Here is a 23,750-nt window from a genome sequence, read left to right on the forward strand (position 1 = left end):
TCCGAGAAGGCCGCGCCGGGCTACCGCCCGGCGAAACGCTCGGCCGCCATGTCCTGGCCGTCGATCCGCACCGCCGCCCGGGCGTCGGCTCCGCCGCTCAGCGCCAGACCCTCGATCACCAGCCCCCGTACGTGCCGCGCCCACAGGCCCCAGGCCGGGGGATCGCCGAACATCCGCGGCTCGGGATAGGCGTCCTCCAGTTGCGCCGGCTCGACGCCCGCCTCCCCCGCCCCGCCCAGGAAGCTGAGGGTCAAGTTCTCCAGCCGCACGTCCTCGATCGGATGCTCGGCCAGGCCCGCCAGGATCACCGGCAGGTCGGCCTTCGCCGTCTCGCCCGACAGGTTGCGCACGCTCACCCGGCGCAGCGCGCCCGGCCGCGTCCCCTCCGGCCCGCGCAGCCGCGCGCCCAGCCGCAGGAACAGCGGCGCGCTGGTCATCTCGACCAGGCGGACGTTGTCGATCTCGACGTCCTCGATGGTCCCGCCGTCGACGGTCTCCAGGGCCAGCCCGCGCGAGCGCTCCAGCACGCAGTCGGTGATGCGGATCCGCCGGAAGCCGCCGTTGCTCTCGGTGCCGATCTTGATGCGGCCGGTCACCCGGTCCTGGTCGGGCGAGATCTGCTGCTCGCGCCCCAGCGTGCCGTCCAGCACCGTGCCCGGATCGAAGCCCGAGACGTGGCAGCGGGTGATCTCGACGTCCTGCGTGGGCAGCGCCGCGCCCAACGCCATCGAGGCCTTCAGCACGATCGCGTCGTCGTTGGGGGTGTTGACCCGGCAGTCGCTGATGCGCACGCGCGAGCAGCCGTCGATGTCCAGGCCGTCGCGGTTGGTGTCGACCAGCAGGTTCTCGATGACCAGGTCCTCGCAGCCGGTGGCCAGCACCGCGAAGTGCCCGCCGCGCACCAGCGTGAAGCCCGACAGCCGCACGTTCCGGCAGCGCTTGAGCCCGATCGCCTTGTTGCCCTGGCCGATCATCGCCGCCCGTTCGGGCACCAGTTCGGCCATCGCCTCGGCCGAGAGGCCCACCATGCTCAGCGGAAACTCGCCCGCCTGCCGGCGCCAGCGCGAGCCCGGCCCCTCGCGGGTCAGGCCCTCGCCGTCGATGCGGCCGGGCCCCTCGATCGCCACGTCCTCCAGGTCCTCGCCCCAGAGCAGGCTGTTGCGCCAGTGGCTGTGCCCGAAGTCCTGGTAGAGGTCGTGGGGGTTGTCCTCCGGCGGATCATAGGCCCCGCCGTGCCGGGCCGGATCGGCGGCGACCAGCACGCAGCCCTCCTCCAGCTTCAGCCGCACGCCGCCGGCCAGCCGGATCGAAAAGCAGAGATAGCGCCCCGCCGGCAGCCGCACGGTCCCGCCGCCGGCCGCGCGGGCGGCCTGGACGGCGGCGTTGATCGCGTCGGTGTCCAGCGTCTCGCCGTCGCCCCTGGCCCCGAAGGACCGGACGTCGAAGACCTGGCTCACGTGTAGAGGCCGTGGCGACGCAGGAACGGCGGCAGTAGCTGCGGCCAGCCCATGTCCATGCCCTGCGGACCGGTCACGCCGAAGCCGTGGCCGCCCTTCTCGAACATGTGCAGTTCGCTGGGCACGCCGGCCGCGCGCAGGGCCGAGTACAGGAGCAAGCTGTTGTCGGCCGGCACCACCTTGTCGTCGGCGGCGGTGGCGATGAAGGTCGGCGGGGTGTCGGCCGGCACGTCCAGCTCCAGCGACGCGGCCTTGCGGCGCGCTTCGGAGGCGTCGCCGGCCAGCAGTTCCCGCATCGACGCGCCGTGCGCGAACGGCGCCTGCATGGTCACCACCGGATAGAACAGCCCCGCCACCGACGGCCGGGTCGACAGCTTGTCGATGGCGTCGATCGGCGCGTAGGTGTCGCGCTTGAACTGGGTGGCCAGGCGCCCGGCCAGGTGTCCGCCGGCCGAGAAGCCCATCACCCCGACGCGCGCCGGATCCAGGCCCAGCTCGCCCGCGCGCGAGCGGATGATGCGGATGGCCCGCTGGGCGTCCTGCAAGGCCACGTCCGGCCCCGCCGCCCAGCCGTCGGCCGGCAGGCGATAGGTCATGACGAAGGCGGTCACGCCCTGGTCGGCGATCCACTTGTCGATCGCCCCGCCGGCCTTGCTGACCGCCACGCGCTTGTAGCCGCCGCCCGGGATCATAAGGATCGCCGCGCCGTTGGGCTTTTCCGGCCGGCGCATCATCAGCACCGGGTCGGTGATGTTGAGGAAGGCCGTGTCGTTGGGATCGCCGCCAGGCGTGCGCAAGATCACCTGCTCCTTGACCGTCACCTTCTCGCCGCCCGGAGCCTTGCCCGGCCAGATCGGCTGGATCTCCAGCGTCGGCCTGACGGCCGGAGCCGTCTGGGCCAGGGCGGGGCTGGCGGCGGTCGCGCCGGCCAGGGCCAGCAGGGAGCGACGGTCGATCATCGGATACCTCTTACCTCGCAAGGAGGATCAATTGCCGCGCAGGGCCGCGTTGCTGCGGGCCGCGCTGGGAGCCATGACGAAGCTGTCGGGAGGCGTCGGCTTGGCCGGATCGAACGCACCGGCGTCGGCGGAAAGATGGCGCGCCAGTTCGGGAACGCCGGCCCTGATCCCCTCGACGATGCAGCGCGCCAGCTCATAGGCGCCGTAGTTGTCGTGGTGGGTGATGTCCTTGCCGCCGTCGGCGAAGGCCTTGGGCGACTGCGCCGGGCCCAGGGCCTCGTAGAAGGCGCGGCTCATCGCGGCCAGGTCGATGACCGGCACGCCCAGCTCGGCGCCCACCGCCCGCACCGCAGCCGGATAGTCGCCGTGGGTGTTGATGATCCTGCCCTCGCCGTCGAACCGGCGGCGATGCATCGAGGTCACCAGCACGGGCGTGGCCTTCCTGCGCCGGAATTCGCCGACATAGGCCCGCAGGTAGTCGCGATAGGTGCTGTCGGCCGCCACATAGGTCTGGGGCCAGTTTTCCTTCTGGTCGTTGTGGCCGAACTGGATCAGCGCGAAATCGCCGGCCCGCGTCTGGCTCAGCACCTTGTCCAGCCGGTGCTCCATCAGGAACGACTTCATGGTCTCGCCGGACTCGGCGTGGCTGGCCACCGACACGGTCGGCGCGAAGAACCTGGGCAGCATCTGGCCCCAGCCGGCGGCCGGCTCGAACGGCTGGTCGGTGACCGTGGAATCGCCCAGCAGGAAGACGCGCGGCACGCTGGCGGGCTCGACGGTCATGCGGGCCACCTTCGGGGCAGGCCCGCAGAACTCCACCGTCAGCCTGTCGTCCCAGTTGGGCGTGCCCTTCTCGCGCGGATTGAGGATCACGCCGGTCCCGCCCGGGGCGTTCTTCGGCGGCGGCGGCAGCGAGGCGTCGCGGACATTGACCACGAACGTCACCTCGCGGCGCTCCTTGGCCTTGGTGCGGATCTGCTCGGCCATCAGCCGCCGGGACTCGGCCTTCACGGTCAGGTCCGCGCCGCCCTCGACCTCCAGCGTCACGCGCCAGTCGCCTTCCGGCGCGGCGACCGAGAACGACCGCCCCTCGCCCGGCTCGAAGCCGTAGCCCAGAGCGGCGTCGTACAGCCGGTCGGCGGCGACGGGCGTGAAGCCCTCGCGCGGCCTGGCGGTGAAATCGAACCTGCGGGTCGTCACTTGTCGCGCCTGTGCTCCAACGGGCGCCAGCAGCGAGGCCGACACCACCCCGACCAGGACCTCGCGCCGTCGCGCGCCCTTGACGTCCATGATCGCACCTCCCGAACGGCCACGCGTCGATCCCGGAAGGTCGACGTCCTTGGTCGGACCATCCCGAAGAACAGGAGGTAGCGCAAGCAATTTCACATATCAGAAAGCAATCCCGAATTGTGGGATTAAAGGATCCGCGACGTCCGGCGTCGAAGCCTCAGTTCGCCTTCGCGCTCCAGCCCTGCAGCACTTCGTCCTGCGGGAACAGCTGCAGCCCGTTGCGAAGCCCGACCGAGGTCCAGAACGCCGACTTGCGGATGACCAGGCCACGGTACGCGATCGAGCGATAATAGATCGGCACCTTGCGGCGAAGCGGCTTGAGCAGCCGGCGCAGCGCCCGCAGGTCGCCGTCCAGCGCGGCCCGGAACATCACCTTGGCCGTCTCGCTGCTGGCGACCATGCGAATCGTGTCGTGGTCCATGAAGGGCGCATGCACCTCTTCGATCCGGCCGACCTTGCGGATCAGCTCCACGTGCTCGCGATCAAGCGGCTGATAGGGGTCGTAGACGATGATCGAGCGCCCCGGCAGGCTTCGCACGGCTTCGCCGCCGTTCAGGTCCTGGCGGAAGAACTCCTGGTAGCGCTTGTCGTGCGGGACCAGCGCCGGATCCAGCGAGAACTGCGGCGAGAACGCCAGGGTGGTGGTGGCGCCCAGCGTCTTGCCGTGCGCCAGCGCGGCGTACGCGCCCATGCTGTTGCCGTAGGCCAGCACCTCCCGATAGTCCGACAGTACGCCGCGAACGCGCCTGGCGATCTCCTCGATGTCCTTGGCGGGGAACCAGTTGGGCCGCTTGGCGACCACGCCGACGCAGCCGATGTCCAGCTTGCGCACGACCGGCGAGGCCCAGAAGTCTTCTTCGTCGGGCCGAAATCCGAGACTATTGAAGGTAATGAGGGCGTAGGGCGCACTTCCCAACCGGAAGTACGCCTTCAGATTCTCGGTTTCGATCCAAGGCTGCATCATTGATTGCAGATTACCATCGAAGCCCGACCTCGAAACCGGATATTTTGCAATGTATCCGATGTGAAACCTAAACGAAGGCTCTCCGGGACGACGGCGCCGCACGGCCCGCGACGCCCGGCCGGCGGATTCGGCGATTCGATCCCCGACCGTCCCCGAACCGGGCTTCGGACCAGGCGCGCACTGTTCCCGATGATGCGTCGCCTCGGCGGACGCCCCGTCGGGGCGATCCGCTAAGTCGTTATTCTTCAAAGGAAAGTTGGTAGGCCGGCTGGGACTCGAACCCAGGACCATTCGATTAAAAGTCGAATGCTCTACCACTGAGCTACCGGCCCGCTGTCGACACGGAGGTAGGCCGTGGAAGCGGCGCGGAACATAGTCGGGCCACGTCTGCGTCGCAAGCTCGCTTTCATGTTTCACGGCGGATGACGACACGGCTCGTCGCGCGTTAGGGTCAAGTCATGCGAAGCCTGCTTCTCCTCGCCGTCGCGCTCCCCCTGCTGGCCGCCTGCGCGAGCACGCGCCAGCCCGAGCCCGAGGTTTCCAAGGCTCCGGCCGAGGTCGACTCTCCAGACAAGATCCAGACCACCTCGGAGGCCAACAAGGACGGCCTGTCGGGCGCGGTCACCGCGCCGCTGCGCGACGTCAACCTGATGCGCACCAAGATCCCGCCGGTGCTGCTGGAGGCCATGCAGGATCCCTACGCCCGGCCCCAGCCCTCCAGCTGCGGCCAGCTGACCGCCCTGGTGAAGCCGCTCGACGCGGCGCTGGGGATCGACCTCGACCAGGTGCCGCCGGGCGAGGACGAAGACCTGATGGACCGCGGCCGCAAGGCGGCCGGCGACGCCGCCCTCGGGGCCATGGCCAGCGCGGCCCAGGACCTGATCCCCATGCGCGGCTGGGTCCGCAAGCTGTCGGGCGCCGAGAAGCACGACCGCCTCGTGCAGTCGGCCATGGCCGCCGGCGCCGTGCGCCGCGCCTATCTCAAGGGCCTGGGCGAGGCACGCGGCTGCATGCCCCCGGCCACGCCCCAGCATCGCGGCGAGCCCCAGCCCGAACCGGCCAAGAAGCGCCGCTTCCCGTTCATGGGCGGCAAGGACGAGCCGCCGCCTACCCCGCCCAAGCCCAAGCCCTCGGTCGTCGGCCCCACCGTCGAGCCGATCCCCGACGTCCACGCCCCGCCGGCCGCCGCCGCGCCTGCGCCCGAAGCCGCCAAGGGCAAGCGCAAGCCCGCCTACCCCATCACCCCCGTCCCCGCCGCCCCGCAACCGACACAGCCCACGACGCCGCAAGGCCCGACCAGCGATTGACGCGCGGCGGCGCTCTCCGGAGGACACCAAATAGATCCTCCCCCTCTGGGGGAGGTGACCCGGAGGGCCGGAGGGGGTCAGCGCCGGAGGCTCAGCGCGACCATGAAACCTGCGGTCACCGCCCCTCCAGGAACAACAACCCTCACCCTAGTGCGAAATGCTCTTCCACACCGCGCTGGCCGCATCGACGAAAGCCTTGGCCGCGGCGCTTTCGGGCGCGGCCAGCACCGCGGGCCGGCCCGCGTCGCCGGCTTCGCGCACGCTCATCTCGATCGGCACCTGGGCCAGCACCGGCGTGCCCAGCGCCTGGGCCTCGGCCACGCCGCCGCCCGAGCCGAAGATCGGGATCGGCGCGCCCGTCGCCGGGTCGGCGAAGAAGGCCATGTTCTCGATCAGGCCCAGGATCGGCGTCGCGGTCTTGGCGAACATCGCCGCGGCCCGGCGCGCGTCGATCAGGGCGATCTCCTGCGGGGTGGTGACCAGCACCACGCCGTCGATGCGCAGCTTCTGCACCAGGGTCAGGTGGATGTCGCCGGTGCCCGGCGGCAGGTCGACGACCAGCACGTCCAGCGGCTCGTCCTCGGTTCCCCAGGCCACGTCGTGGATCAGTTGGCGCACCGCCGACGAGGCCATCGGCCCGCGCCAGATCATCGCCCTGCCCTCGTCGACCATGAAGCCGATCGACATCAGCTTCACGCCGTGGGCCTGCATCGGCAGCAGCTTCTTGTCCTCGAAGGTCGGCTCGCCCTCGACGCCCATCATGCGCGGGGCCGAGGGGCCGTAGATGTCGGCGTCCAGCAGGCCCACCTTCAGGCCCAGCCCCGCCAGGGCGCAGGCCAGGTTGGTCGAGACCGTCGACTTGCCCACCCCGCCCTTGCCCGAGGCGACGGCGATGACGTGGCGCACGTGGGCCGGCTTTTCAGAGGCCGGCGGCGGCCCCACCTGGGCCTGGGGGTCGTCGGCGACGCGGGCGCCCTTGCGCACCCGGGTGGTCTCGGCGGCCGCCTGGGCGGTCAGCACCACCTGGGCGCGGGTGATCCCCGGCAGCGCCGCCAGCGCCTTCTCGGCCGCCTCGCGCACCGGTCCGTAGCCGCCGACGCGCGCGGCCGGCACCTCCAGCACGAAGCCGGCCTTGCCCTCGCGCACCACCAGTCCCTGCACCAGTCCGGCCTTCACCAGGCCAAGGCCGGTGGCCGGATCCTCGATGCGGTCGAGGGCCTCGCGGGCGTCGTCGGGGGTGGCGGAAGGGCTCGCGGTCACGTCTTTGTCTTGCCTTGTCGTGCGGGGGTCCTCATATCCGCGTACGGGGGGGCTTTTACAACCCCGCCATCCGCAAGAACGAGCGACGGGAAGATAGCGCCGCCCATGCCCTGGAACGACAACGCCGGACCCGGCCCCTGGGGATCGCCCCCTCCGGGCGACGACAAGAACGACGGTGGGCGGAACAAGTCCGACCCCGGCCGCCGCCCCTCCGGTCCGCCTGGCGTTCCGCCGCCCCCGATCGACGTCAGCGAGCTGGTCGAGCGCGTCACCGAGCGCCTGCGCGGAACCTTCGGCGGCCCCGGCCGCGGCAAGGCGATCGTGCTTGGCGCCGGGGCCGTGGTCGGCCTGTGGCTGCTGACCGGGACCTATGTCGTCCAGCCCAACCAGCAGGGCGTGGTCACCACCTTCGGCGCCTACAGCCGCACCAGCGATCCTGGCCTGCGCTATCACCTGCCCTGGCCGGTCGAGGCCGTGCAGCGCGTGCCCGTCACCTCGATCCAGACGCTCGACATCGGCGGCGTCCCCGGCGCCGAGGTGCCGGCCGAACGCCTGATGCTGACCGGCGACGAGAACATCGTCGACCTGTCGTTCACCGTTCAGTGGCGCGTGTCCGACGCCGGCAAGTACGTGTTCAACGTGCGCGAGCCCAACGTCGTGCTCAAGGACGTGGCCGAAAGCGCCATGCGCGAGGTGGTCGGCAAGACCGCCCTCACCCCGATCCTCACCAACGGCCGCGGCGAGGTCGAGGCCCAGACCCGCATCCTGATGCAGCGGGTGCTCGATCGCTACGACATCGGCGTCCACATCGAGGGCGTCCGCATCCAGGTGGCCAACGCCCCCGAGCCGGTCGTCGACGCCTTCCGCGACGTGCAGCGCGCAGCCCAGAACGCCCAGTCGGCCGCCAACGTCGCCCGCGGCGAAGCCGCCCAGGTGATCCAGCAGGCCAAGGGCTATCGCGAGCAGGTGGTGCGCGAGGCCGCGGGCGACGCGGCCCGCTTCAACCAGGTCTACGACCAGTACAAGCTGGCCCCGGCCGTGACGCGCGAGCGCCTCTACATCGAGACCATGCAGCGGGTGCTGGCCAACTCCAACAAGGTGATCGTCGACAACAAGGGCGCCAACGCCCCGGTGATCCTGCCGTCGGACACCTTCCGCGCCAGGTCCGTCGCCCCGCCGGCCGCCGCCGCCCCTGCCGCCACCGACGGAGCCGCCCGATGAGCCGTCTTGCCAACAACACGCCCCTGATCGCCGTCGGCATCGCCGCGATGGGCGCGCTGATCCTAGTCAGCACCACGGTCTACAAGGTCGACCAGCGCCAGCAGGCCCTGGTGGTGCGCTTCGGCAAGCCGGTGGCCGTGGTCACCTCGCCCGGCCTGCACCTGAAGTCGCCGATCGACAACGTGCTGCGCTTCGACAAGCGCAACATCGACCTGTCGGCCAACCAGGAGGAAGTGACCGCCGCCGACCAGCAGAAGCTGGTGGTCGACGCCTTCGTCCGCTACCGCATCTCCGACACGCGCCAGTTCTTCCGGGCGCTGGGCAGCGAGACCGTGGCCCGCGACCGCCTGGACCGCATCGTCAACGCCGCCCTGCGCGAGCAGATCGGCCGCGCCGACTCCGGCGACGTGATCGCCGGCAAGCGCGCCCAGATCATGGCCGCGATCCGCGACGAGGTGGCTCGCCAGGTCAAGGCCTCGAACCTCGGGATCCAGATCATCGACGTGCGCATCAAGCGCGCCGACCTGCCCCAGCCCAACCAGCAGGCCGTCTACGAGCGGATGCAGACCGCCCGCAAGCAGGAAGCCGCCGAGCTGCGCGCCATCGGCGACCAGCAGCGCCGCGAGATCGTCGCCACCGCCTACGAGGAAGCCGAGAAGATCCGAGGCGAAGCCGACGCCCAGCGCGCCCAGCTGTTCGCCTCCAGCTTCGGCCGCGACCCGTCCTTCGCCGCCTTCTACCGCTCGATGCAGGCCTACGAGCAGTCGATGGGCAGGGGCGACACCACCTTCGTCCTGTCGCCCGACAGCGCCTACTTCAAGTATTTCGAGAAGGGCCCGGGGGGCTGACGCCCCCTCAGTCGGCTTCGCCGACAGCTCCCCCAGAGGGGGAGCATCTGCTCGGTAGATCCTCCCCCTCTGGGGGAGGTGGCCCGAAGGGCCGGAGGGGGCTCACCCCGCCCGCTTCAGCAGGTCCAGCACCACGTGCAGGCTGTCGGCGATGTGGACGCACTTTTCGTGCATCTCCTCGGTCGGGTCGAGGATGTCGGGCACCATGATGGTCATCATCCCCGCCCCGTGCGCCGCGCGGACGCCGGGATGGGAATCTTCCAGCGCCAGGCAGGCCAGCGGATCCACGCCCAGCCGCTGGGCGGCCAGCAGGTAGGGATCCGGGTGCGGCTTGTGCCGCGTCACGTCGTGGTGGGCGACCACCGCGTGGAAGCGCGGAAGAAGATCGAAGCGGCCCAGATACCGCTCCACCGCCGGCAGGCCGTTCGAGGTGGCGATGGCCCGCGGCAGGCCCATCTCGTCCAGGTGGTCGAGGATCTCCTGCACGCCGGCCTTCAGCCGGATCTCCGCCTCCAGCAGCAGCTCGACGTCGGCCCACAGCCGCTCGAAGAACGGCTTGACCGGAAAGGTCTCGCCATAGAGGTCGCGCAGCATCACCGCGCATTCGGGATTGGTCTTGCCGACCATCGAGGCGTAGGTCGCCGCCGTCACCGGAACCCCGAACGCCTGGCCGGCGTCGATCATCGCGGCGCGATAGACGGTCTCGGTGTCGAGCAGCAGGCCGTCCATGTCGAAGACCACCGCCTCGACGCGGCGGGGGAAGCTCACCGCCAGAACTCCTCGGCGCGATAGCCCTGGAAGTAGAGCAGCGCGGTCAGGTCGGCATGGTCGACCTTGGCGTCGGCCTGGGCGGCCACGATCGGCTTGGCGCGGTAGGCGACGCCCAGGCCGGCGGCCTCGATCATCGCCAGGTCGTTGGCGCCGTCGCCCACGGCCAGGGCGTCGGCCGGGGTCAGGCCCAGAGCGGCGGTCTCCTCCTCCAGGGCGGCGAGCTTGGCCTCCTTGCCGAGGATCGGATCGCCGACCTCGCCGGTCAGGGCCTCGTCCTGCTCGATCAACGTGTTGGCGCGGTTCAGGTGGAAGCCGGCGGCGTCGGCCACCCGGCTGGTGAAGAAGGTGAAGCCGCCCGAGACCAGGGCGCAGCGGGCGCCGTGGGCGGCCATGGTCCGAACCAGCGTCTCGGCGCCGGGATTGAGCCGCACGCGCTCGTCGAAACAGGTCTGCAGCGCCGTGGTCGCAAGGCCCTTGAGCATGCCGACCCGCTCGCGCAGGGCGCCTTCGAAGGCCAGTTCGCCACGCATGGCGCGCTCGGTGATCTCGGAGACCTTGTCCTTGACGCCGGCGAAGTCGGCCAACTCGTCCAGGCATTCGACGTTGATGATCGTCGAGTCCATGTCGGCGATCAGCAGGCGCTTCCTGCGGTTTTCGACGGGCTGGACGGCGAAGTCGACGGGCCTGTCGCCGATCGCGGCGATCACCCGCTCGCGGACCGAAGCAACCTCGCCCTCGAAGGTGACGTCGACGGCGTTCGGGCCGAGCGGAACGATCTGGCCCAGCGCAAGAGCGGCGGCGAGAGTTTCGGCCTCCGGGCCGACGAGGGTCAGGACGTGCATGGCGGGGCGGCTAAGCCAGTCGCCCCCCGCCGTCAACCCGCATTAGTCCATCTGGATGCCGGTGCAGCGCTGCATCAGGGCCATGGCCGCGCGCCGACCGCCCTGCTCGGCGGTTTCGCCCTCGACCGGCTGGGCGTTCTCGAACAGGAAGCTGAGGCCTTCCTCGTACACCTTCGAGGGCTTGAGGCCGCGCTGGGCGCCGTCCTCGAACGCCTCGTCCATCATGATCCGGCCCTTGGCGCCGAAGGCTTCCAGCACGAACTGGATGCCGCGCCCGTCCTGGCCCTGCTTGGCGAACAGCTGCGGATAGCTGGTCGAGACCTGCCCCAGGATCACCAGCACCGCGCCGCAGCCGGCCTTCTCCTCGCTGGACATCGCCTGGGCCGGCGCAGCGGGAAGGCGCGAAGCCGCCGACGGGGCGGGCGCCTTGGACTTGGCGGTCTCGGGCGTGGCGGCCTGAACCGAACCCGCCGCCAAGGAGGCGACCAGCGCCGCTGCGATCATGTATGTACGCTTCATGGACCGTGACGCCCCCAATGCAACCGTCGAAACGCCCTTCGCGCCCGACTCGCGCGTCTGGATGATCGCCGGGCCCACAGCCAGCGGCAAGTCGGCCTATGCGCTGGACCTGGCCGAGCGCACGGGCGGCGAGATCGTCAACGCCGACTCGATGCAGATCTACGCGGGCCTGCGGGTGCTGACCGCCGCCCCCTCGCCCGAGGAGGAAGCCCGCGCCCCACACCACCTGTTCGGCGTCGCCGATGCGGCCGAGGGCTGGTCGGTTGGCCGCTGGCAGACGGCGGCCGTCCGGGCCCTGCACGACATCGCCGCCCGCGGGCGGCCGGCCATCGTCGTCGGCGGCACCGGCCTCTACTTCCGCGCCCTGACCCATGGCCTGGCCGACGTGCCGCCGGTGCCCGAAAGCCAGCGCGAGATCTCCGGCCTGCTCTATGCCGCCCAGGGCGAGGCCGCGTTCCGCGATCTTCTGCGGCCGCTGGACCCGGTCGCGGAGGCCCGCATCGAAAGCGGCGACCGCCAGCGCCTCGTTCGCGCCCACGCCGTGGCCGTGGCCACCGGCCGCGCCCTCTCCGACTGGCAGGCCGACACCCGGCCGGTGCTGCAGGCCGGCGAATGGAGCGGCGTCGTGCTGGATCCGGCGCGGACCGAACTCTACGCCCGCTGCGACGCGCGCCTGGGCGTCATGGTCGAAAGCGGCGCCCTGGACGAGGTGGCGGCGATGGAACAGCGCGGCCTCGATCCGGCCCTCCCCGCTCTCAAGGCGGTCGGCTATCGCGAGCTCGCATCGCACCTGCGCGGCGAGACCAGCCTGGAGCAGGCGCTCGACGCCGCCCGCCAGGAAACCCGGCGCTACGCCAAGCGCCAGCTCACCTGGTTCCGGAACCAGACGCCGGACTGGACGCGGGTTTCGTCGGCGACCGCTCCGTCAGCCTGACGCCGGAGGCCAGAAGCCCCGGACGGACCCTCTGCTCGTACTCGGCCTTGAACAGGGCCGGGCTGCGCGCCTGGACGATCGCCCCCAGCCGGTCGGACGCCCGCGAAACCTCGGGCAGCTCCAGGCTGCACGACGCGTCGGGCCCGCTCGGGGTCTCTCCGGACTCGGTCTCGGTCAGGATGCGGGTCATCGGTTCGGTGCAGGCCGTCTGGCCGGTGATCGAGCTGAAGCAGAAGTCCCGCTGGTGATAGGCCTCGATGACCCACCGGCACTTGAAGGCCAGCCCATCGCCCAGGGCCGCCGAAGCCGCCTCCTCACGAGCCGACATCTTCAGGAAGACCGCCTGCCGCGCGAGGGCGGCTTCCGAGCGCCCGTCCTTGACCAGCACCAGGGGCCGGTCCTCCGTCGCGATGGACACCAGGCGATGCATGGCCGGCGGCTCGGCGGCGACGGCGGGCGGCGTGTCGGCCTGTGGCATTTTGATCCCCCTCTGAACTCTCGCCTCAGCTTGGCCCGCAGTCGCCAGCCGCGGCAAGTCCGAAGCCAGGCGGCGCCCGCATGCCCGCAGCCGCAAGATTGCAGGCAGGGCGTGACCGACTGACGGCCATCGCGAGCAAGCTCATTGCGCGTTGCATGGCATGGTCGGAGCAAGTTGCCGCCCACAATCGCGCCGGCGCGGCCGGTCGAGGTCTTTTATTGCGCCAAAGCGCGCCTTGACGCCCTTTCGCGAGCATGGCATTCCCCGATCATCCATTTGGAGCAACACTCGTGCGCAACACCATGATCGTACTTATGGAGCGGCCGTTCACGGCGTGACCTCGAAGTCACGCTGATAGATCGGTCGCGCGCACAAAGGTCCTTCGGGGCCTTTTTTCTTTTTCCGCCGCCTCCAAAGCCCAGTTTCACGTCCATCCGGGACTTTCGCCATGACCGCCCACCAGACCATCGAGAGCAACGCTCCCGCAGACACCGCGAACCGCGCCATGACCGGCGCCGAGATCGTGGTTCGCGGCCTCGTCGATCAAGGCGTCGAGGTGCTGTTCGGCTATCCCGGCGGCGCGGTCCTGCCGATCTACGACGCGCTGTTCCACGAGCCGCGCCTGCAGCACATCCTGGTCCGCCACGAGCAGGGCGCGACCCATGCCGCCGAAGGCTACGCCCGCAGCTCGGGCAAGCCGGGCGTCGTTCTGGTCACCTCGGGTCCGGGCGCGACCAACGCCATCACCGGCATCATGGACGCCCTGATGGATTCGATCCCGATGGTCGTCATCACCGGCCAGGTTCCGACCCACCTGATCGGCACCGACGCCTTCCAGGAAGCCGACACCGTCGGCATGACCCGCTCGTGCACCAAGCACAACTACCTGGTCAAAGACGTCCGCGACCTGCCGCAGATCATCCACGAGGCCTTCAAGATCGCCACCACCGGCCGTCCGGGCCCGGTGCTGATCGACATCCCCAAGGACGTCCAGTTCGCCAAGGGCGAGTACTACGGCCCGACCGAGGTCGCCTCGAACCACGCCTATTCGCCGCGCATCAAGGGCGACGCCGGCCGTATCGCCGAAGCCGCCAAGATGATCGCCCAGGCCCGCCGGCCGATCTTCTACACCGGCGGCGGCGTCATCAACGCCGGCCCCAAGGCCAGCGAGAAGCTGCGTGAGTTCGCGGCCCTGACCGGCGCGCCGGTCACCTCGACCCTGATGGGCCTGGGCGCCTTCCCGGCCGCCGATCCGGCGTGGCTGGGCATGCTGGGCATGCACGGCACGTTCGAAGCCAACAACGCCATGCACGACTGCGACGTGATGATCTGCGTCGGCGCCCGCTTCGACGACCGTGTCACCGGCCGCCTGGACGCCTTCTCGCCGGGCAGCAAGAAGATCCACATCGACATCGACGCCTCGTCGATCAACAAGAACGTCCGCGTCGACCTGCCGATCGTCGGCGACGCCGGCAGCGTCCTCGAGGATCTGATCGAGGCCTGGAAGACCGCCGGCCACCAGCCCAACAAGGCCGCCCTGACCGACTGGTGGGCCCAGATCGACGCCTGGCGCGCTCGCCAGTGCCTCGCCTACAAGCGCTCGGACACGGTCATCAAGCCGCAGTACGCCATCCAGCGCCTGTACGAGCTGTCCAAGGACAAGGACGTCTACGTCACGACGGAAGTCGGCCAGCACCAAATGTGGGCCGCGCAGTTCTTCCGCTTCGAGGAGCCGAACCGCTGGATGACCTCCGGGGGCCTGGGCACCATGGGCTATGGCCTGCCGGCCGCCCTGGGCGTGCAGCTGGCCCACCCCAAGAGCCTGGTCGTCGACATCGCCGGCGAAGCCTCGATCCAGATGTGCATCCAGGAACTGTCGACCGCCATCCAGTTCGACCTGCCGGTCAAGATCTTCATCCTGAACAACGAATGGATGGGCATGGTCCGCCAGTGGCAGCAGTTGCTGCACGGCGAGCGCTACAGCCACTCCTATTCCGACAGCCTGCCCGACTTCGTGAAGCTGGCCGAGGCCTATGGCGCGGTCGGCATCCGCTGCTCGGACCCGGCCGAGCTGGACGGCAAGATCCTGGAGATGATCAACAGCGACAAGCCGGTGATCTTCGACTGCCGCGTCGAGAAGCACGAGAACTGCCTGCCGATGATCCCCTCGGGCAAGGCCCACAACGAGATGATCATGGGCGAGGTCGAGGACATCGGTAACGTCATCGGCGAAGAGGGCGCGGGGCTGGTCTGATCGACCTCGCCCTTCGCCTTACACTGTTCTAGGCTTGATTCATGACCGCCAACGTTCAACCCGCCCCCGCCTCGGCCTACGATCTCAGCCCCAACGAGCAGGCCGAGCAGACCGCGACCTTCGCGCTGCTGGTCGACAACGAGCCGGGCGTGCTGCACCGCGTGGTCGGCCTGTTCGCCGCCCGCGGCTACAACATCGAAAGCCTCACCGTCGCCGAGACCGACCGCAAGGCTCACACCAGCCGCATCACCGTGGTCACCCGCGGCACGCGCCAGGTGCTCGACCAGATCGAGGCCCAGCTGAACAAGGTGGTCAACGTCCGCCGCGTGCATGACGTGACCCGCGACCCGAACGGCGTCGAGCGCGAGCTGGCCCTGGTCAAGGTGCGCGGCTCCGGCGCCGAGCGCGTCGAGGCCCTGCGCATCGCCGACATCTTCCGCGCCAAGCCTGTCGACACCACGCTGGAGAGCTTCGTGTTCGAAATCTCGGGCGCGCCCTCGAAGATCGACAAGTTCCTCGACCTGATGCGTCCGCTGGGCCTGGTGGAACTTTCCCGCACCGGCGTCCTTTCCATCGAGCGGGGCTTCGAAGGGATGTAAGCCGCATGGGCGTCGTCGGACCGGCCATTATCGCGGGAGCCCTGGCGCTCGCGGCCCAGGCCCTGCCGGTCACGCCCCTGGTTCCCGCCGCCCCCGCGCCGCCGCCCGATCCGGCCGCCTGGTGGTCGAACGAAATTCCGCGCCCCGCCTCGGAAGTCGATCCGCTGGCGGGCCGCCGGCTGGGGCGCAAGGAACAGCCCATCCCGATCGACAACGGCGTCGATCCCCTCCTCTATCGCCTCTGGGGCCTCCAGCCCCTGCAGACCCAGCTGGTGCGCGGCGGCGAACTGGTGCTGGAAGCCTGGGCCCGGCCGGCGCGCGGCGTCCGCCAGGCCGTCGTCCGCGTCACGGTGCGCCGCGACGGCCGCGCCTTCGTCCAGGCCCGCGCAGGCCTGGGCTGCTGCACGCCAGAGATCGGCCGTCGCGTCGACATCAACGCCGAACTGCCCGACGATCGCATCCCCGCCCTCAAGGCCCTGGCCGGCGATCCGGCCTGGGGCCAGCCCCGCAGCGTCATCGTCGACTACGGCGGCGGCGCGGTCGAAGGCGTCTGCGTCGACGGCGTCTCGTGGGACGTGACCCTGCTGGTTCCCGGCCAGGCCCGGCACCTGCGCCGCGCCTGCGACGACGCCGAGGTCGGCTCGATCGCGAGCGTGCTGTCGGCCGTGGTCGGAGCGGCGGCCGGACGCGATCCGCTGTTCGACGCGGTGCTGCCGCGCGGCGGCGACTTCTCGCGCCAGGCCGCGGCCTATGCCGATCTCAAGGCGCAAGGCGGCCAACTCAAGGCCGGAACCTCCAGCCGCCCCCAGCCCGCGGCCGTGCCCGTCGCCGAGGACGAACCGGAACCGGCCGAGCCGCCGGCGCCCGCTCCCTCAACGCCCGAGCCGCGCTGACCGCAGATCCGTAGGATCGTGCAATCAACCCGGAGCATCGCTCTACCGACTGGACGACCGGCTGGGTCATAGTGACCTCGTTCCGCCGTAGCTCCCCTGCGGCGCTCCCCCAAAACCAAACCCCAAATCAAAGCCTGGCCATGACCCGCCACATGCCCCGTCGCGCGACGGCGGCGCCGCGCTGGTTCGCCGTCGCCCTCTGGGCCGGCGCCTGCGCGATGGCCGCCCTGCCCGCCCTGCTCTCGTCCGCTTCCGCCTGGAGGATCCTGCCATGATGATGATCGACCACCTCCCTGTCTCCGGCGTCTGGTCCTCGCCTGATGGCCGCTTCAGCCTCGAACTGCGCCCCGACGGCCGCTTCGTCGAGGTGCACGCCGACCCAGACAGCGTCTTCACCGGCGCCTACGTCCTGGTCGGCGAAACCCTGAAGCTGTTCGAGGACCACGGCGCGGTCGTCACCGGCCGCCTCGCCGAAGGCCGCCTCAGCCTGGGGACGGTTTAGCCGCGCCCCTTCCATCCGCAGGCCCTAGGGCCTATATTGGGTTTGTCCGGCTTCGGCCGAACTATGGGGATAAACGCGCACGTAATAAGCGGACTGGACCCGGGTGCGATTCCCGGCGGCTCCACCAAATCTCTCCCGAGTTATCACGGGACTGCATGGGGCCGATCAGCATCGACAGACGTGTAAAGGTGTTTGCTTTCTCTCGGCTTGGCCCACCGTTTCGGGCCATTAAACTAAATGCGAACGATAACTTCGCTGAAGAGTTCGCCGTCGCTGCGTAATGCGGTGCAGGTGAATTCGCCTCTTAAGTCCTAGGGGTTCAGATCCCTAGGCGGGGCCCGGAGGGAGCCTGGCAACAGAATCCCTCCACTTTCCAGATACCAAGATGTCTCGCGCCCGCCATTTCCAAGGCGATTTCAGCGTGCTCGACGACGGAATCCTGTCGCTTTTCGACACCGCCGGTCACCCTCGAAAATTTGTACGCCGCTACCGTATACGGGCGCCTTTGCCGCAGGCCCGCGACAGGTTACGCTGGCCGCTGGATTTGTCGTTTTTGCTTAATCGAAGACCCATGGCCCGCACTCCTCCGACCGAAGACCTGATGCAGTACGAGGCCATGGCCCAGGACGCCCTGCGCGGCGTCGTCAAGGCCGCGCTGAAGAAGGCGGCCGCGCCCGGCGGCCTGCCCGAGCCGCACCATCTCTACATCACCTTCAAGACCCAGGCCGCCGGCGTCTCCGCGCCGCAGGACCTGCTCTCGAAGTATCCGGACGAGATGACGATCATCCTGCAGCACCAGTACTGGGATCTCGCTCCCGGCGAGACCTTCTTCTCGGTGACGCTGAAGTTCGGCGGCCAGCCCAAGCGCCTGTCGATCCCTTATGCGGCGGTGACCCGCTTCTACGATCCTTCGGTGCAGTTCGCCCTGCAGTTCGAGGCGCCCGAGATCGAGCCCGCCCCGGTCGAGCCCGAGCCGGAGCCGACCCCGCCCGCCGCCGACGGCGACGAGGCGCCCAAGATCATCTCCCTCGACCAGTTTCGGAAGAAGTAGGCCTTGAGCGACATCGCCTCGGACGAGCCTCAAACCCTCACCGACGAGGCGATCCTCGCGCGTTTCACGGCCTCGAAGAACGCACCGCCCAGCGCCCGGACGCTGGGTTTCAAGCTCATCGGCGTCAGTCAGGCCGAGCGGCGCGTCGAGATCGCCTTCGACGCCCGCGCCGACCTGCTGGCCAATCCGATGGGCCAGGTCCAGGGCGGCTTCGTCTGCGCCATGCTCGACGAATGCATGTCGGTGGCCGGCATGATCGCCTCGGGCATGACCCACGTGGTTCCCACGCTTGAGATGAAGACCAGCTTCCTGCGGCCGGCCATGCCCGGCGCGCTGCGCGGCGTCGGCCGGGTGGTGAAGTGGGGCCGCACGGTGTGCTTCATGGAGGGCGAGCTCTACGACGCCGAGGGCCGGCTGCTGGCCACGTCCACGGGCACGGCGCTGCCGACGCCCTTCGCCAAGTTCAAGAAATAGGCGCGCCATGGCCCGGGCGGCGAGCTTCCTGATCGGCCTGCTGCTGGCCCTGCTGGCCATCGCGCCCGCCCATGCCGAGGGGCCGTTCGACCGCTGGGCGGCCGTAGTCGTGGCCGGCGACTTCCGCGCCCATTCCGGCGGCTCGACCGAGGCTTTCGACAACGCCCGCCGCGACATCTCGCAAAGCCTGACCGCTCTTGGCTTCCCCGCCCCGGCGCAGTTCTCGACCCGCCCCAAGCGCTATCCCTCCCAGGACGTGGCGGCCTCCGACGCCAAGTCGATCCAGGCCGGGCTGGCCTCGGCCGCCCAGGCCGCGCCGGCAGGCTGCTTCGTCTACATCACCTCGCACGGCGCGCCCGAGGGCGTGGTGATGGGCGAAAAGATCCTGCGCCCCCAGCGCCTGGCGGCGATGGTCGACGACGCCTGCCCTGGCCGGCCGTCGATCGTGGTGATCTCGGCCTGCTTCTCGGGCGTGTTCGTTCCGGTCCTGGAGCGCGACGATCGTATGATCCTGACCGCCGCGCGCCCCGATCGCACCTCGTTCGGCTGCGGCGAAAGCGACCGCTATCCCTATTTCGACGACTGCTTCCTGTCCGAGATCGGCAAGGCCCGCGACTTCGCCGCGCTCGGCCGCGCGGTCCAGGCCTGCGTGGCGCGCAAGGAGGTCGACACGGGCATGACCCCGCCGTCGGAGCCGCAGATGTGGATCGGCCCCGAACTGCGCCCCCTGCTGCCCCTCTATGCCTTCTCCAAGGCGCGAAAGCCGGCGCCGCCCCCGGTCTCGACGAGCCAGCCGGCTGGAAACTGAACAGCCCGACTGACGCAGCGGCAGTTTTCTTCCCGGGGCCGGTGTCCCTCGCCGCGCGAATTGGCCTAAGAAGGCCACGAGGGGCTCTATCGGCGAGGTGGGATACGTGACGTTGCGTTTGTCGTCCAAGGTCGCGCGGTGCGCGGCGGTCGTTGGGATCTGGCTGGCTGGCGCGGGCAGCGCCACGAGCCAAAGCACGGCGCCGACGGCTCCGATACCGACCGCGCCGCGCGCCCCGGCTCCCGCCACGACCACGCCGAGGACCACGCCGCCCGTTCGCGCCGCACGCCCGGCCACGCCGGCCGCCGCTCCGGTCGTGACGCCGCCTGCCGCGCCCGCCCTGCCCGGCGTCACGCCCCTGCCCGCGCCCGAGCTGGAAGCCTTCGTCGACGGCTTCGTCCGCCGGTCCATGAACCAGGACCACATCGCCGGCGTCACCGTCTCGGTGGTTCAGAACGGCCAGGTGGTGCTGAAGAAGGGCTACGGCGTCGCCAGCCTGTCGGGCGGCCGTCGGGTCGATCCGGACCGCACGCTGTTCCGCATCGGCTCGATCTCCAAGACCTTCACCTGGATCGCCCTGCAGAACGAGATCGACGCCGGCCGCATCCGCCCCGACACGCCGATCAACGTCTATCTGCCCGAGAAGCTTCAGGTCCGCGACCAGGGCAAGAAGAACCCGGTGCGGGTGCGCGACCTCTACAACCACACCCCCGGCTTCGAGGACCGCGCGCTGGGCCAGCTCTTCGAACGTGAAGAGCGCCGTATCCGGCCGCTGGACGTCTATCTGCGCCAGGAGCGCCCCAACCGGGTGCGCGAGCCGGGCGTGCTGCCGGCCTACTCGAACTATGGCGTGGCCCTGGTCGGCGCGGCCCTGGCCAACACCGGCGCCAAGCCCTTCGAGGACCTGATCGCCGAACGCGTGATCGTGCCGGCGCGCCTGACCCGCACCACTTTCCGCGAGCCCCGCGCCTGGCGCGACGACCTGCCCGCACCCATGGCCCCCGCCCTGGCCGCCGATATGGCGGAAGGCTATCGCTGGACGCCGCTGGGCCTGCAGGCCCAGCCGGTGGAGTTCATCGGCCAGATCGCCCCGGCCGGCTCGGCCTCGAGCACCGCCGCCGACATGGCCCGCTACATGACCCTGCTGCTGAACGGCGGGACGATCGACGGCCGCACCGTGTTCTCGGCCCGCGCGGCCCAGGCGTTCCGCACGCCCAGCTATCGCCCCGCGGCCGGCGCCGCCGGCCTGAACAGCGGCTTCCAGGACATCGCCCTGCCCGGCAATCGTCGCGGCTTCGGCCACGGCGGCGCGACCCTCTGGTTCCACTCCAACATGGTGATCGTCCCGGACCTGGGCCTGGGCGTCTTCGTCTCGGTCAACACCGACACCGGCCAGAGCCTGCCCGCGACCCTTCCGTCGGCCATCGTCGAGCGCTTCTACGCGCCGGCCCGCGCGGTCCCGGCCTTCACGCCGCTGACCGCCGAAGCGGCCGCACTCTATGCGGGCGACTACCTGACCGACCGGCGCGCCTATGGCGGCCTGGAAGGCTTCGTGAACCGTCTGATCGGCGTGGCCAAGGTGCGCGCCAGCGCCCAGGGAGGCCTTGCCGTGACCACCGACGGCCAGACGCGCCTGTGGATTCCGACCGACCGCGAGGACGTCTTCAAGGCCGCGGACGGCACCGACATGCTGGTGTTCCAGCGCCAGGACGGAACGCCCGCGCGGTTCTTCGCCCCCTCGGGGATCTCCGCCTACGAGCGGGTCGGCCCGCTGTTCAAGCAGGGCGTCCTGTCCGGCGCGACCCTGCTGGCCGCCCTGGCCTCGATCGCCACCCTGGCGGGCGTGTTCGTGCGCAGCCGCCGCGACACCCGCCAGACCACCAGCCAGGCCCGCGCCAGCCTGCTGCAGACCACCCAGGCCGTGCTGTGGCTGACGGCCATCGCCTGCGTTGGCGTTTTCGCGCTCGGCTCGGGCGACGTCGCCTCCGTGGTCTTCGGCTGGCCCAGCGGCTGGCTGCTGACGGCCTCGGCCTGCGCCTTCATCGCCACCATCCTGACCCTGGTGACCCTGGCCATGACGCCCGTCGTCTGGCGCGGCGGCCGTCGTGTCGACAGCTGGAACGACCTGCGCAAACTGTGCTTCACAGTCACCGCGCTGATCTTCATCGGCTTCGCCATCGTGCTGGCCGCCTGGGGCTTCCTCGAGTTCTGGAACACCTGATCCGGCACGCCGCGTGCAGGCTCCCCCGTCGTAGCGACGATGGGGGAGTTCGCGCGTGTCGAAACGGAACGTCTGTATCCTGGCCGGGGCGGGCCTGGGCGTCTGGCTGGCGGCGACGCTGTTCTACGGGGCCTTCGGCAGCGCGCTGATCGAACGGGCCTTCTGGTTCTACGCCCTGAACGCCTTTCTCGCCGCAGCGCTGGGCGCCTTCGCCTTCCAGGCCACCGCTCGGCTGCTGCGCATTCCCCGCGCCCGACGCCTTTATCCGGCCGTGGCCTTCGCGCTGCCCGGGGTCGCCGCTGCGAACCTGATCCTGCTTGATCTCGTGCCTTTGGCCCCCGGGGCCGAACCGTCGAGCACCGGCCGCTACCTGGCCTTCCTGATCGTGCTCTACATCTCGGTCGGCGCGTCAGTCTTCGAGCGTACCCCGCAGAAAGCGCGACTCTAGCTTTCGCACCACGATGACGATCCGCTCGCGCTCGCCCGGACGCCGCTCGACCAGCAGGCGGGCGACCTGGGCGTCGTCGTGGAAGGCATAGCCCTTGATGGCGTCCAGCAGCGCCTTGGCCAGGTTGTCGAGGTCCAGCCACGGCGGCTCGCCGACGAACTCCATGCCGATCTCGACCGAGAACTCTCCCCAGGCCGGCCGCGAGCCGCGCCAGGACTTGCGGAAGAACTCGTAGATCAGCGGCTTGTAGTACTTGGCCTGGGTGGTCAGGCCGTCGACCACGATCGTCAGTTCGCCGCCCGCCTCGCGAGCGCGGACCTTGCCGTGATGCGTCCAGTCGTCTTGCAAGCGCGCGGTCTCCAGGCCCGCCGGCGCGGCGGGCGTTCGAGCGCTGTCTACGCGCACCGTCCCTAGAGGCGCAAATGGATCCCGCGCCGGTGCAGCGGGATCAGGATCGCTAGGATGAAGGCCAGCACGGCGAAGGCGCAGGCCAGGGACGCGGCCTTGAGATCGGGGATGACCCGCAAGGCCAGGTCATAGACCAGACCCTGGGCCGAGTTCCCGCCCGGCAGCAGCCGCATCGAGCCGAAGATCCCCAGCAGCTGCGACAGGATGAATGCCAGGATGGCGTTGCCGCCGAAGATGCTCAGCGGCGCGGCCACCTTCAGTACGGCCCTGGAACCCGACAGCAGGTCGAGCACGAACAGCGCCGCCATCGAAAGGCCGCTGCTGAGCAGGGCGAAGCTGGGCGTCCAGATCGACTTGTTGATCGGCATGACGCCGTCCAGCAGCAGGCCGCCGGCGATCAACGCCGCCGACAGCAGCGCCAGGGCGATGCGGCTCGCCCCGCCCCGCGCCAGCAAGGCGGCGGCGATGGCGCCGATCAGCACGTTGACGACCGCCGGAAGGGTCGAGAGCAGGCCTTCGGGATCGTAGGTGACGCCGACGCCCTCGGTCGTGCCGTGCTTCCAGAGGTGCGGAATGGTGATCACCGCCCGGTCGATGAAGGCCGGCAAAGAGCCGTGCGAGTCGAGCCGGCCGGCGCCGAACCCCGGGACCGGAGCAAAAGCCAGCAAGGCCCAGTAGATCGCCAGCAGGACGAAGGCCGCCGCGGAGACGGCGACGAAGCTGAACTTCAGACGGCTTCCGGCCCGCGGCGCGGCCAGCACGCAGATCGCCACGCCCAGTGCGTAGCAGAGGCCGATGCGCTGCAGGATGCCCGGCAGGCGAAGATGAGCGAGATCGAACTTCGGCAGGGCGTTCAGCAGCAGGCCCAGCAGGATCAGCAGCGCCGTGCGGCGTGCGACCTTGATCCAGAAGGCCGCCGAGGATCGGTCGCCGGGCGTCAGGCGCGGAACCGACAGGCCGATGGCCATGCCGACGCAGAACAGGAAGGTCGGGAAGACCAGATCGGCCGGCGTCCAGCCGTGCCAGGGCGCATGGGCCAGCGGCGCGTAGACCTGGCTCCACGATCCCGGGCTGACCACGATGATCATGCCCGCCACGGCCAAGCCGCGCAGCAGATCCAGCGCGACGATCCGACCGCCGCCCTTGCCCGACGCCATGAACGCTTCCCCCGAACTCTTTTTCTGGGCGCGGAGGGTTCGCATGCTCGCGCGTGCTGTCAACCGGCCTCGCGAGCGTTGCCCT

The 23,750-nt window shown here is 70.0% G+C and carries 25 protein-coding genes, 1 tRNA gene and 1 other RNA gene; 15 read left to right on the top strand and 12 right to left on the bottom strand.

Translation table 11 applies throughout. The features are described from left to right. Positions 1 to 20 precede the first annotated feature (20 nt). The 5 genes from G5B46_RS21335 to G5B46_RS21355 form a co-directional block, all read right to left on the bottom strand. On the bottom strand, positions 21 to 1,457 hold the full coding sequence (locus G5B46_RS21335; RefSeq protein WP_165262231.1) for a glycosyl hydrolase family 28-related protein: 1,437 nt from the start codon (positions 1,455 to 1,457) through the stop codon (positions 21 to 23). Next, complete coding sequence (locus G5B46_RS21340) at positions 1,454 to 2,416, bottom strand: alpha/beta hydrolase (protein ID WP_165262233.1); 963 nt, start codon at positions 2,414 to 2,416, stop codon at positions 1,454 to 1,456. Before G5B46_RS21340 ends, G5B46_RS21335 begins: the two co-directional genes overlap by 4 nt. A 27-nt stretch (positions 2,417 to 2,443) precedes the next feature. Then, the gene (locus G5B46_RS21345) at positions 2,444 to 3,706 is read right to left on the bottom strand and encodes a rhamnogalacturonan acetylesterase (protein WP_165262235.1); all 1,263 of its coding nucleotides are present in this window, start codon (positions 3,704 to 3,706) and stop codon (positions 2,444 to 2,446) included. 157 nt (positions 3,707 to 3,863) lie between these two features. Beyond that, positions 3,864 to 4,670: a hypothetical protein gene (locus tag G5B46_RS21350; RefSeq protein WP_165262237.1), complete on the bottom strand. Its 807-nt coding sequence runs from the start codon at positions 4,668 to 4,670 to the stop codon at positions 3,864 to 3,866. A gap of 257 nt (positions 4,671 to 4,927) precedes the next feature. Beyond that, positions 4,928 to 5,002, bottom strand: a tRNA-Lys gene (locus G5B46_RS21355). A 126-nt stretch (positions 5,003 to 5,128) separates the two neighbouring features. Between G5B46_RS21355 and G5B46_RS21360 the strand changes: the two genes are divergently transcribed. Beyond that, positions 5,129 to 5,977, top strand: coding sequence for a hypothetical protein (locus G5B46_RS21360; protein WP_240903599.1), 849 nt, complete (start codon positions 5,129 to 5,131; stop codon positions 5,975 to 5,977). 147 nt (positions 5,978 to 6,124) lie between these two features. On the opposite strand, the gene G5B46_RS21365 is transcribed toward G5B46_RS21360, so the two are convergent. Then, on the bottom strand, positions 6,125 to 7,237 hold the full coding sequence (locus G5B46_RS21365; RefSeq protein WP_165262239.1) for an Mrp/NBP35 family ATP-binding protein: 1,113 nt from the start codon (positions 7,235 to 7,237) through the stop codon (positions 6,125 to 6,127). 105 nt (positions 7,238 to 7,342) lie between these two features. On the opposite strand from G5B46_RS21365, the gene hflK reads away from it, so the two are divergent. Further along, the gene (hflK, locus tag G5B46_RS21370; protein WP_165262241.1) at positions 7,343 to 8,458 is read left to right on the top strand and encodes an FtsH protease activity modulator HflK; all 1,116 of its coding nucleotides are present in this window, start codon (positions 7,343 to 7,345) and stop codon (positions 8,456 to 8,458) included. Further along, positions 8,455 to 9,306, top strand: a complete 852-nt coding sequence (locus tag G5B46_RS21375) for a protease modulator HflC (protein WP_165262243.1) — start codon at positions 8,455 to 8,457, stop codon at positions 9,304 to 9,306. Before hflK ends, G5B46_RS21375 begins: the two co-directional genes overlap by 4 nt. A 102-nt stretch (positions 9,307 to 9,408) precedes the next feature. Here G5B46_RS21375 and G5B46_RS21380 read toward each other — a convergent pair whose 3' ends face one another. Genes G5B46_RS21380 through G5B46_RS21390 form a run of 3 tightly spaced genes read right to left on the bottom strand, consistent with a single transcriptional unit; the run spans position 9,409 to position 11,438 of the window. After that, positions 9,409 to 10,074, bottom strand: coding sequence for an HAD family phosphatase (locus tag G5B46_RS21380; protein WP_165262245.1), 666 nt, complete (start codon positions 10,072 to 10,074; stop codon positions 9,409 to 9,411). Next, positions 10,071 to 10,919 (bottom strand): phosphoserine phosphatase SerB, encoded by an 849-nt coding sequence (gene serB / locus G5B46_RS21385; protein ID WP_240903600.1) that lies wholly within the window; start codon positions 10,917 to 10,919, stop codon positions 10,071 to 10,073. Before serB ends, G5B46_RS21380 begins: the two co-directional genes overlap by 4 nt. 42 nt (positions 10,920 to 10,961) lie before the next feature. Next, entirely contained in the window at positions 10,962 to 11,438 is a 477-nt protein-coding gene (locus G5B46_RS21390; RefSeq protein WP_165262249.1) for a hypothetical protein, read from the bottom strand. Between G5B46_RS21390 and miaA the strand changes: the two genes are divergently transcribed. After that, the gene (miaA, locus tag G5B46_RS21395; RefSeq protein WP_165262251.1) at positions 11,437 to 12,372 is read left to right on the top strand and encodes a tRNA (adenosine(37)-N6)-dimethylallyltransferase MiaA; all 936 of its coding nucleotides are present in this window, start codon (positions 11,437 to 11,439) and stop codon (positions 12,370 to 12,372) included. The genes G5B46_RS21390 and miaA overlap by 2 nt on opposite strands. On the opposite strand, the gene G5B46_RS21400 is transcribed toward miaA, so the two are convergent. Further along, positions 12,305 to 12,850, bottom strand: a complete 546-nt coding sequence (locus G5B46_RS21400; RefSeq protein WP_165262253.1) for a hypothetical protein — start codon at positions 12,848 to 12,850, stop codon at positions 12,305 to 12,307. The two genes, miaA and G5B46_RS21400, sit on opposite strands and share 68 nt — an antisense overlap. Positions 12,851 to 13,298: 448 nt before the next feature. Between G5B46_RS21400 and G5B46_RS21405 the strand changes: the two genes are divergently transcribed. The 11 genes from G5B46_RS21405 (at position 13,299) to G5B46_RS21450 (ending at position 22,100) form a co-directional block, all read left to right on the top strand. Next, positions 13,299 to 15,104 carry an acetolactate synthase 3 large subunit gene (locus G5B46_RS21405; RefSeq protein WP_165262255.1) on the top strand — a complete coding sequence of 602 codons (1,806 nt, stop codon included), beginning with the start codon at positions 13,299 to 13,301 and terminating at the stop codon, positions 15,102 to 15,104. 41 nt (positions 15,105 to 15,145) lie between these two features. Then, entirely contained in the window at positions 15,146 to 15,703 is a 558-nt protein-coding gene (ilvN, locus tag G5B46_RS21410; protein WP_101711904.1) for an acetolactate synthase small subunit, read from the top strand. 5 nt (positions 15,704 to 15,708) lie between these two features. Continuing rightward, positions 15,709 to 16,596: a hypothetical protein gene (locus G5B46_RS21415; RefSeq protein ID WP_165262257.1), complete on the top strand. Its 888-nt coding sequence runs from the start codon at positions 15,709 to 15,711 to the stop codon at positions 16,594 to 16,596. 140 nt (positions 16,597 to 16,736) lie between these two features. Continuing rightward, complete coding sequence (locus G5B46_RS24775) at positions 16,737 to 16,871, top strand: hypothetical protein (protein WP_276611620.1); 135 nt, start codon at positions 16,737 to 16,739, stop codon at positions 16,869 to 16,871. Next, the gene (locus tag G5B46_RS21420) at positions 16,868 to 17,098 is read left to right on the top strand and encodes an Atu4866 domain-containing protein (RefSeq protein WP_240903601.1); all 231 of its coding nucleotides are present in this window, start codon (positions 16,868 to 16,870) and stop codon (positions 17,096 to 17,098) included. Before G5B46_RS24775 ends, G5B46_RS21420 begins: the two co-directional genes overlap by 4 nt. Before the next feature lie 5 nt (positions 17,099 to 17,103). Beyond that, positions 17,104 to 17,469, top strand: a transfer-messenger RNA (tmRNA) gene (ssrA, locus tag G5B46_RS21425). Between the two features lie 200 nt (positions 17,470 to 17,669). Next, complete coding sequence (locus G5B46_RS21430; protein ID WP_165262259.1) at positions 17,670 to 18,149, top strand: ClpXP protease specificity-enhancing factor SspB; 480 nt, start codon at positions 17,670 to 17,672, stop codon at positions 18,147 to 18,149. 3 nt (positions 18,150 to 18,152) lie between these two features. After that, the gene (locus G5B46_RS21435) at positions 18,153 to 18,623 is read left to right on the top strand and encodes a PaaI family thioesterase (RefSeq protein WP_165262261.1); all 471 of its coding nucleotides are present in this window, start codon (positions 18,153 to 18,155) and stop codon (positions 18,621 to 18,623) included. A 7-nt stretch (positions 18,624 to 18,630) separates the two neighbouring features. Then, positions 18,631 to 19,431, top strand: a complete 801-nt coding sequence (locus tag G5B46_RS21440) for a C13 family peptidase (RefSeq protein ID WP_165262263.1) — start codon at positions 18,631 to 18,633, stop codon at positions 19,429 to 19,431. Between the two features lie 106 nt (positions 19,432 to 19,537). After that, entirely contained in the window at positions 19,538 to 21,652 is a 2,115-nt protein-coding gene (locus G5B46_RS21445) for a serine hydrolase domain-containing protein (protein WP_165262265.1), read from the top strand. Positions 21,653 to 21,707: 55 nt separating this feature from the next. Further along, positions 21,708 to 22,100, top strand: coding sequence for a hypothetical protein (locus G5B46_RS21450; protein ID WP_165262267.1), 393 nt, complete (start codon positions 21,708 to 21,710; stop codon positions 22,098 to 22,100). Here the strand turns inward: G5B46_RS21450 and G5B46_RS21455 are convergent. Both G5B46_RS21455 and G5B46_RS21460 read right to left on the bottom strand, forming a co-directional pair. Then, complete coding sequence (locus G5B46_RS21455; protein ID WP_101711910.1) at positions 22,062 to 22,448, bottom strand: RusA family crossover junction endodeoxyribonuclease; 387 nt, start codon at positions 22,446 to 22,448, stop codon at positions 22,062 to 22,064. The genes G5B46_RS21450 and G5B46_RS21455 overlap by 39 nt on opposite strands. Before the next feature lie 62 nt (positions 22,449 to 22,510). Then, positions 22,511 to 23,665 (bottom strand): DUF5009 domain-containing protein, encoded by a 1,155-nt coding sequence (locus G5B46_RS21460; RefSeq protein WP_165262269.1) that lies wholly within the window; start codon positions 23,663 to 23,665, stop codon positions 22,511 to 22,513. Positions 23,666 to 23,750 lie beyond the last annotated feature (85 nt).

The organism is Caulobacter sp. 602-2 (genome assembly GCF_011043625.1).
Classification (GTDB): Bacteria; Pseudomonadota; Alphaproteobacteria; order Caulobacterales; family Caulobacteraceae; genus Caulobacter.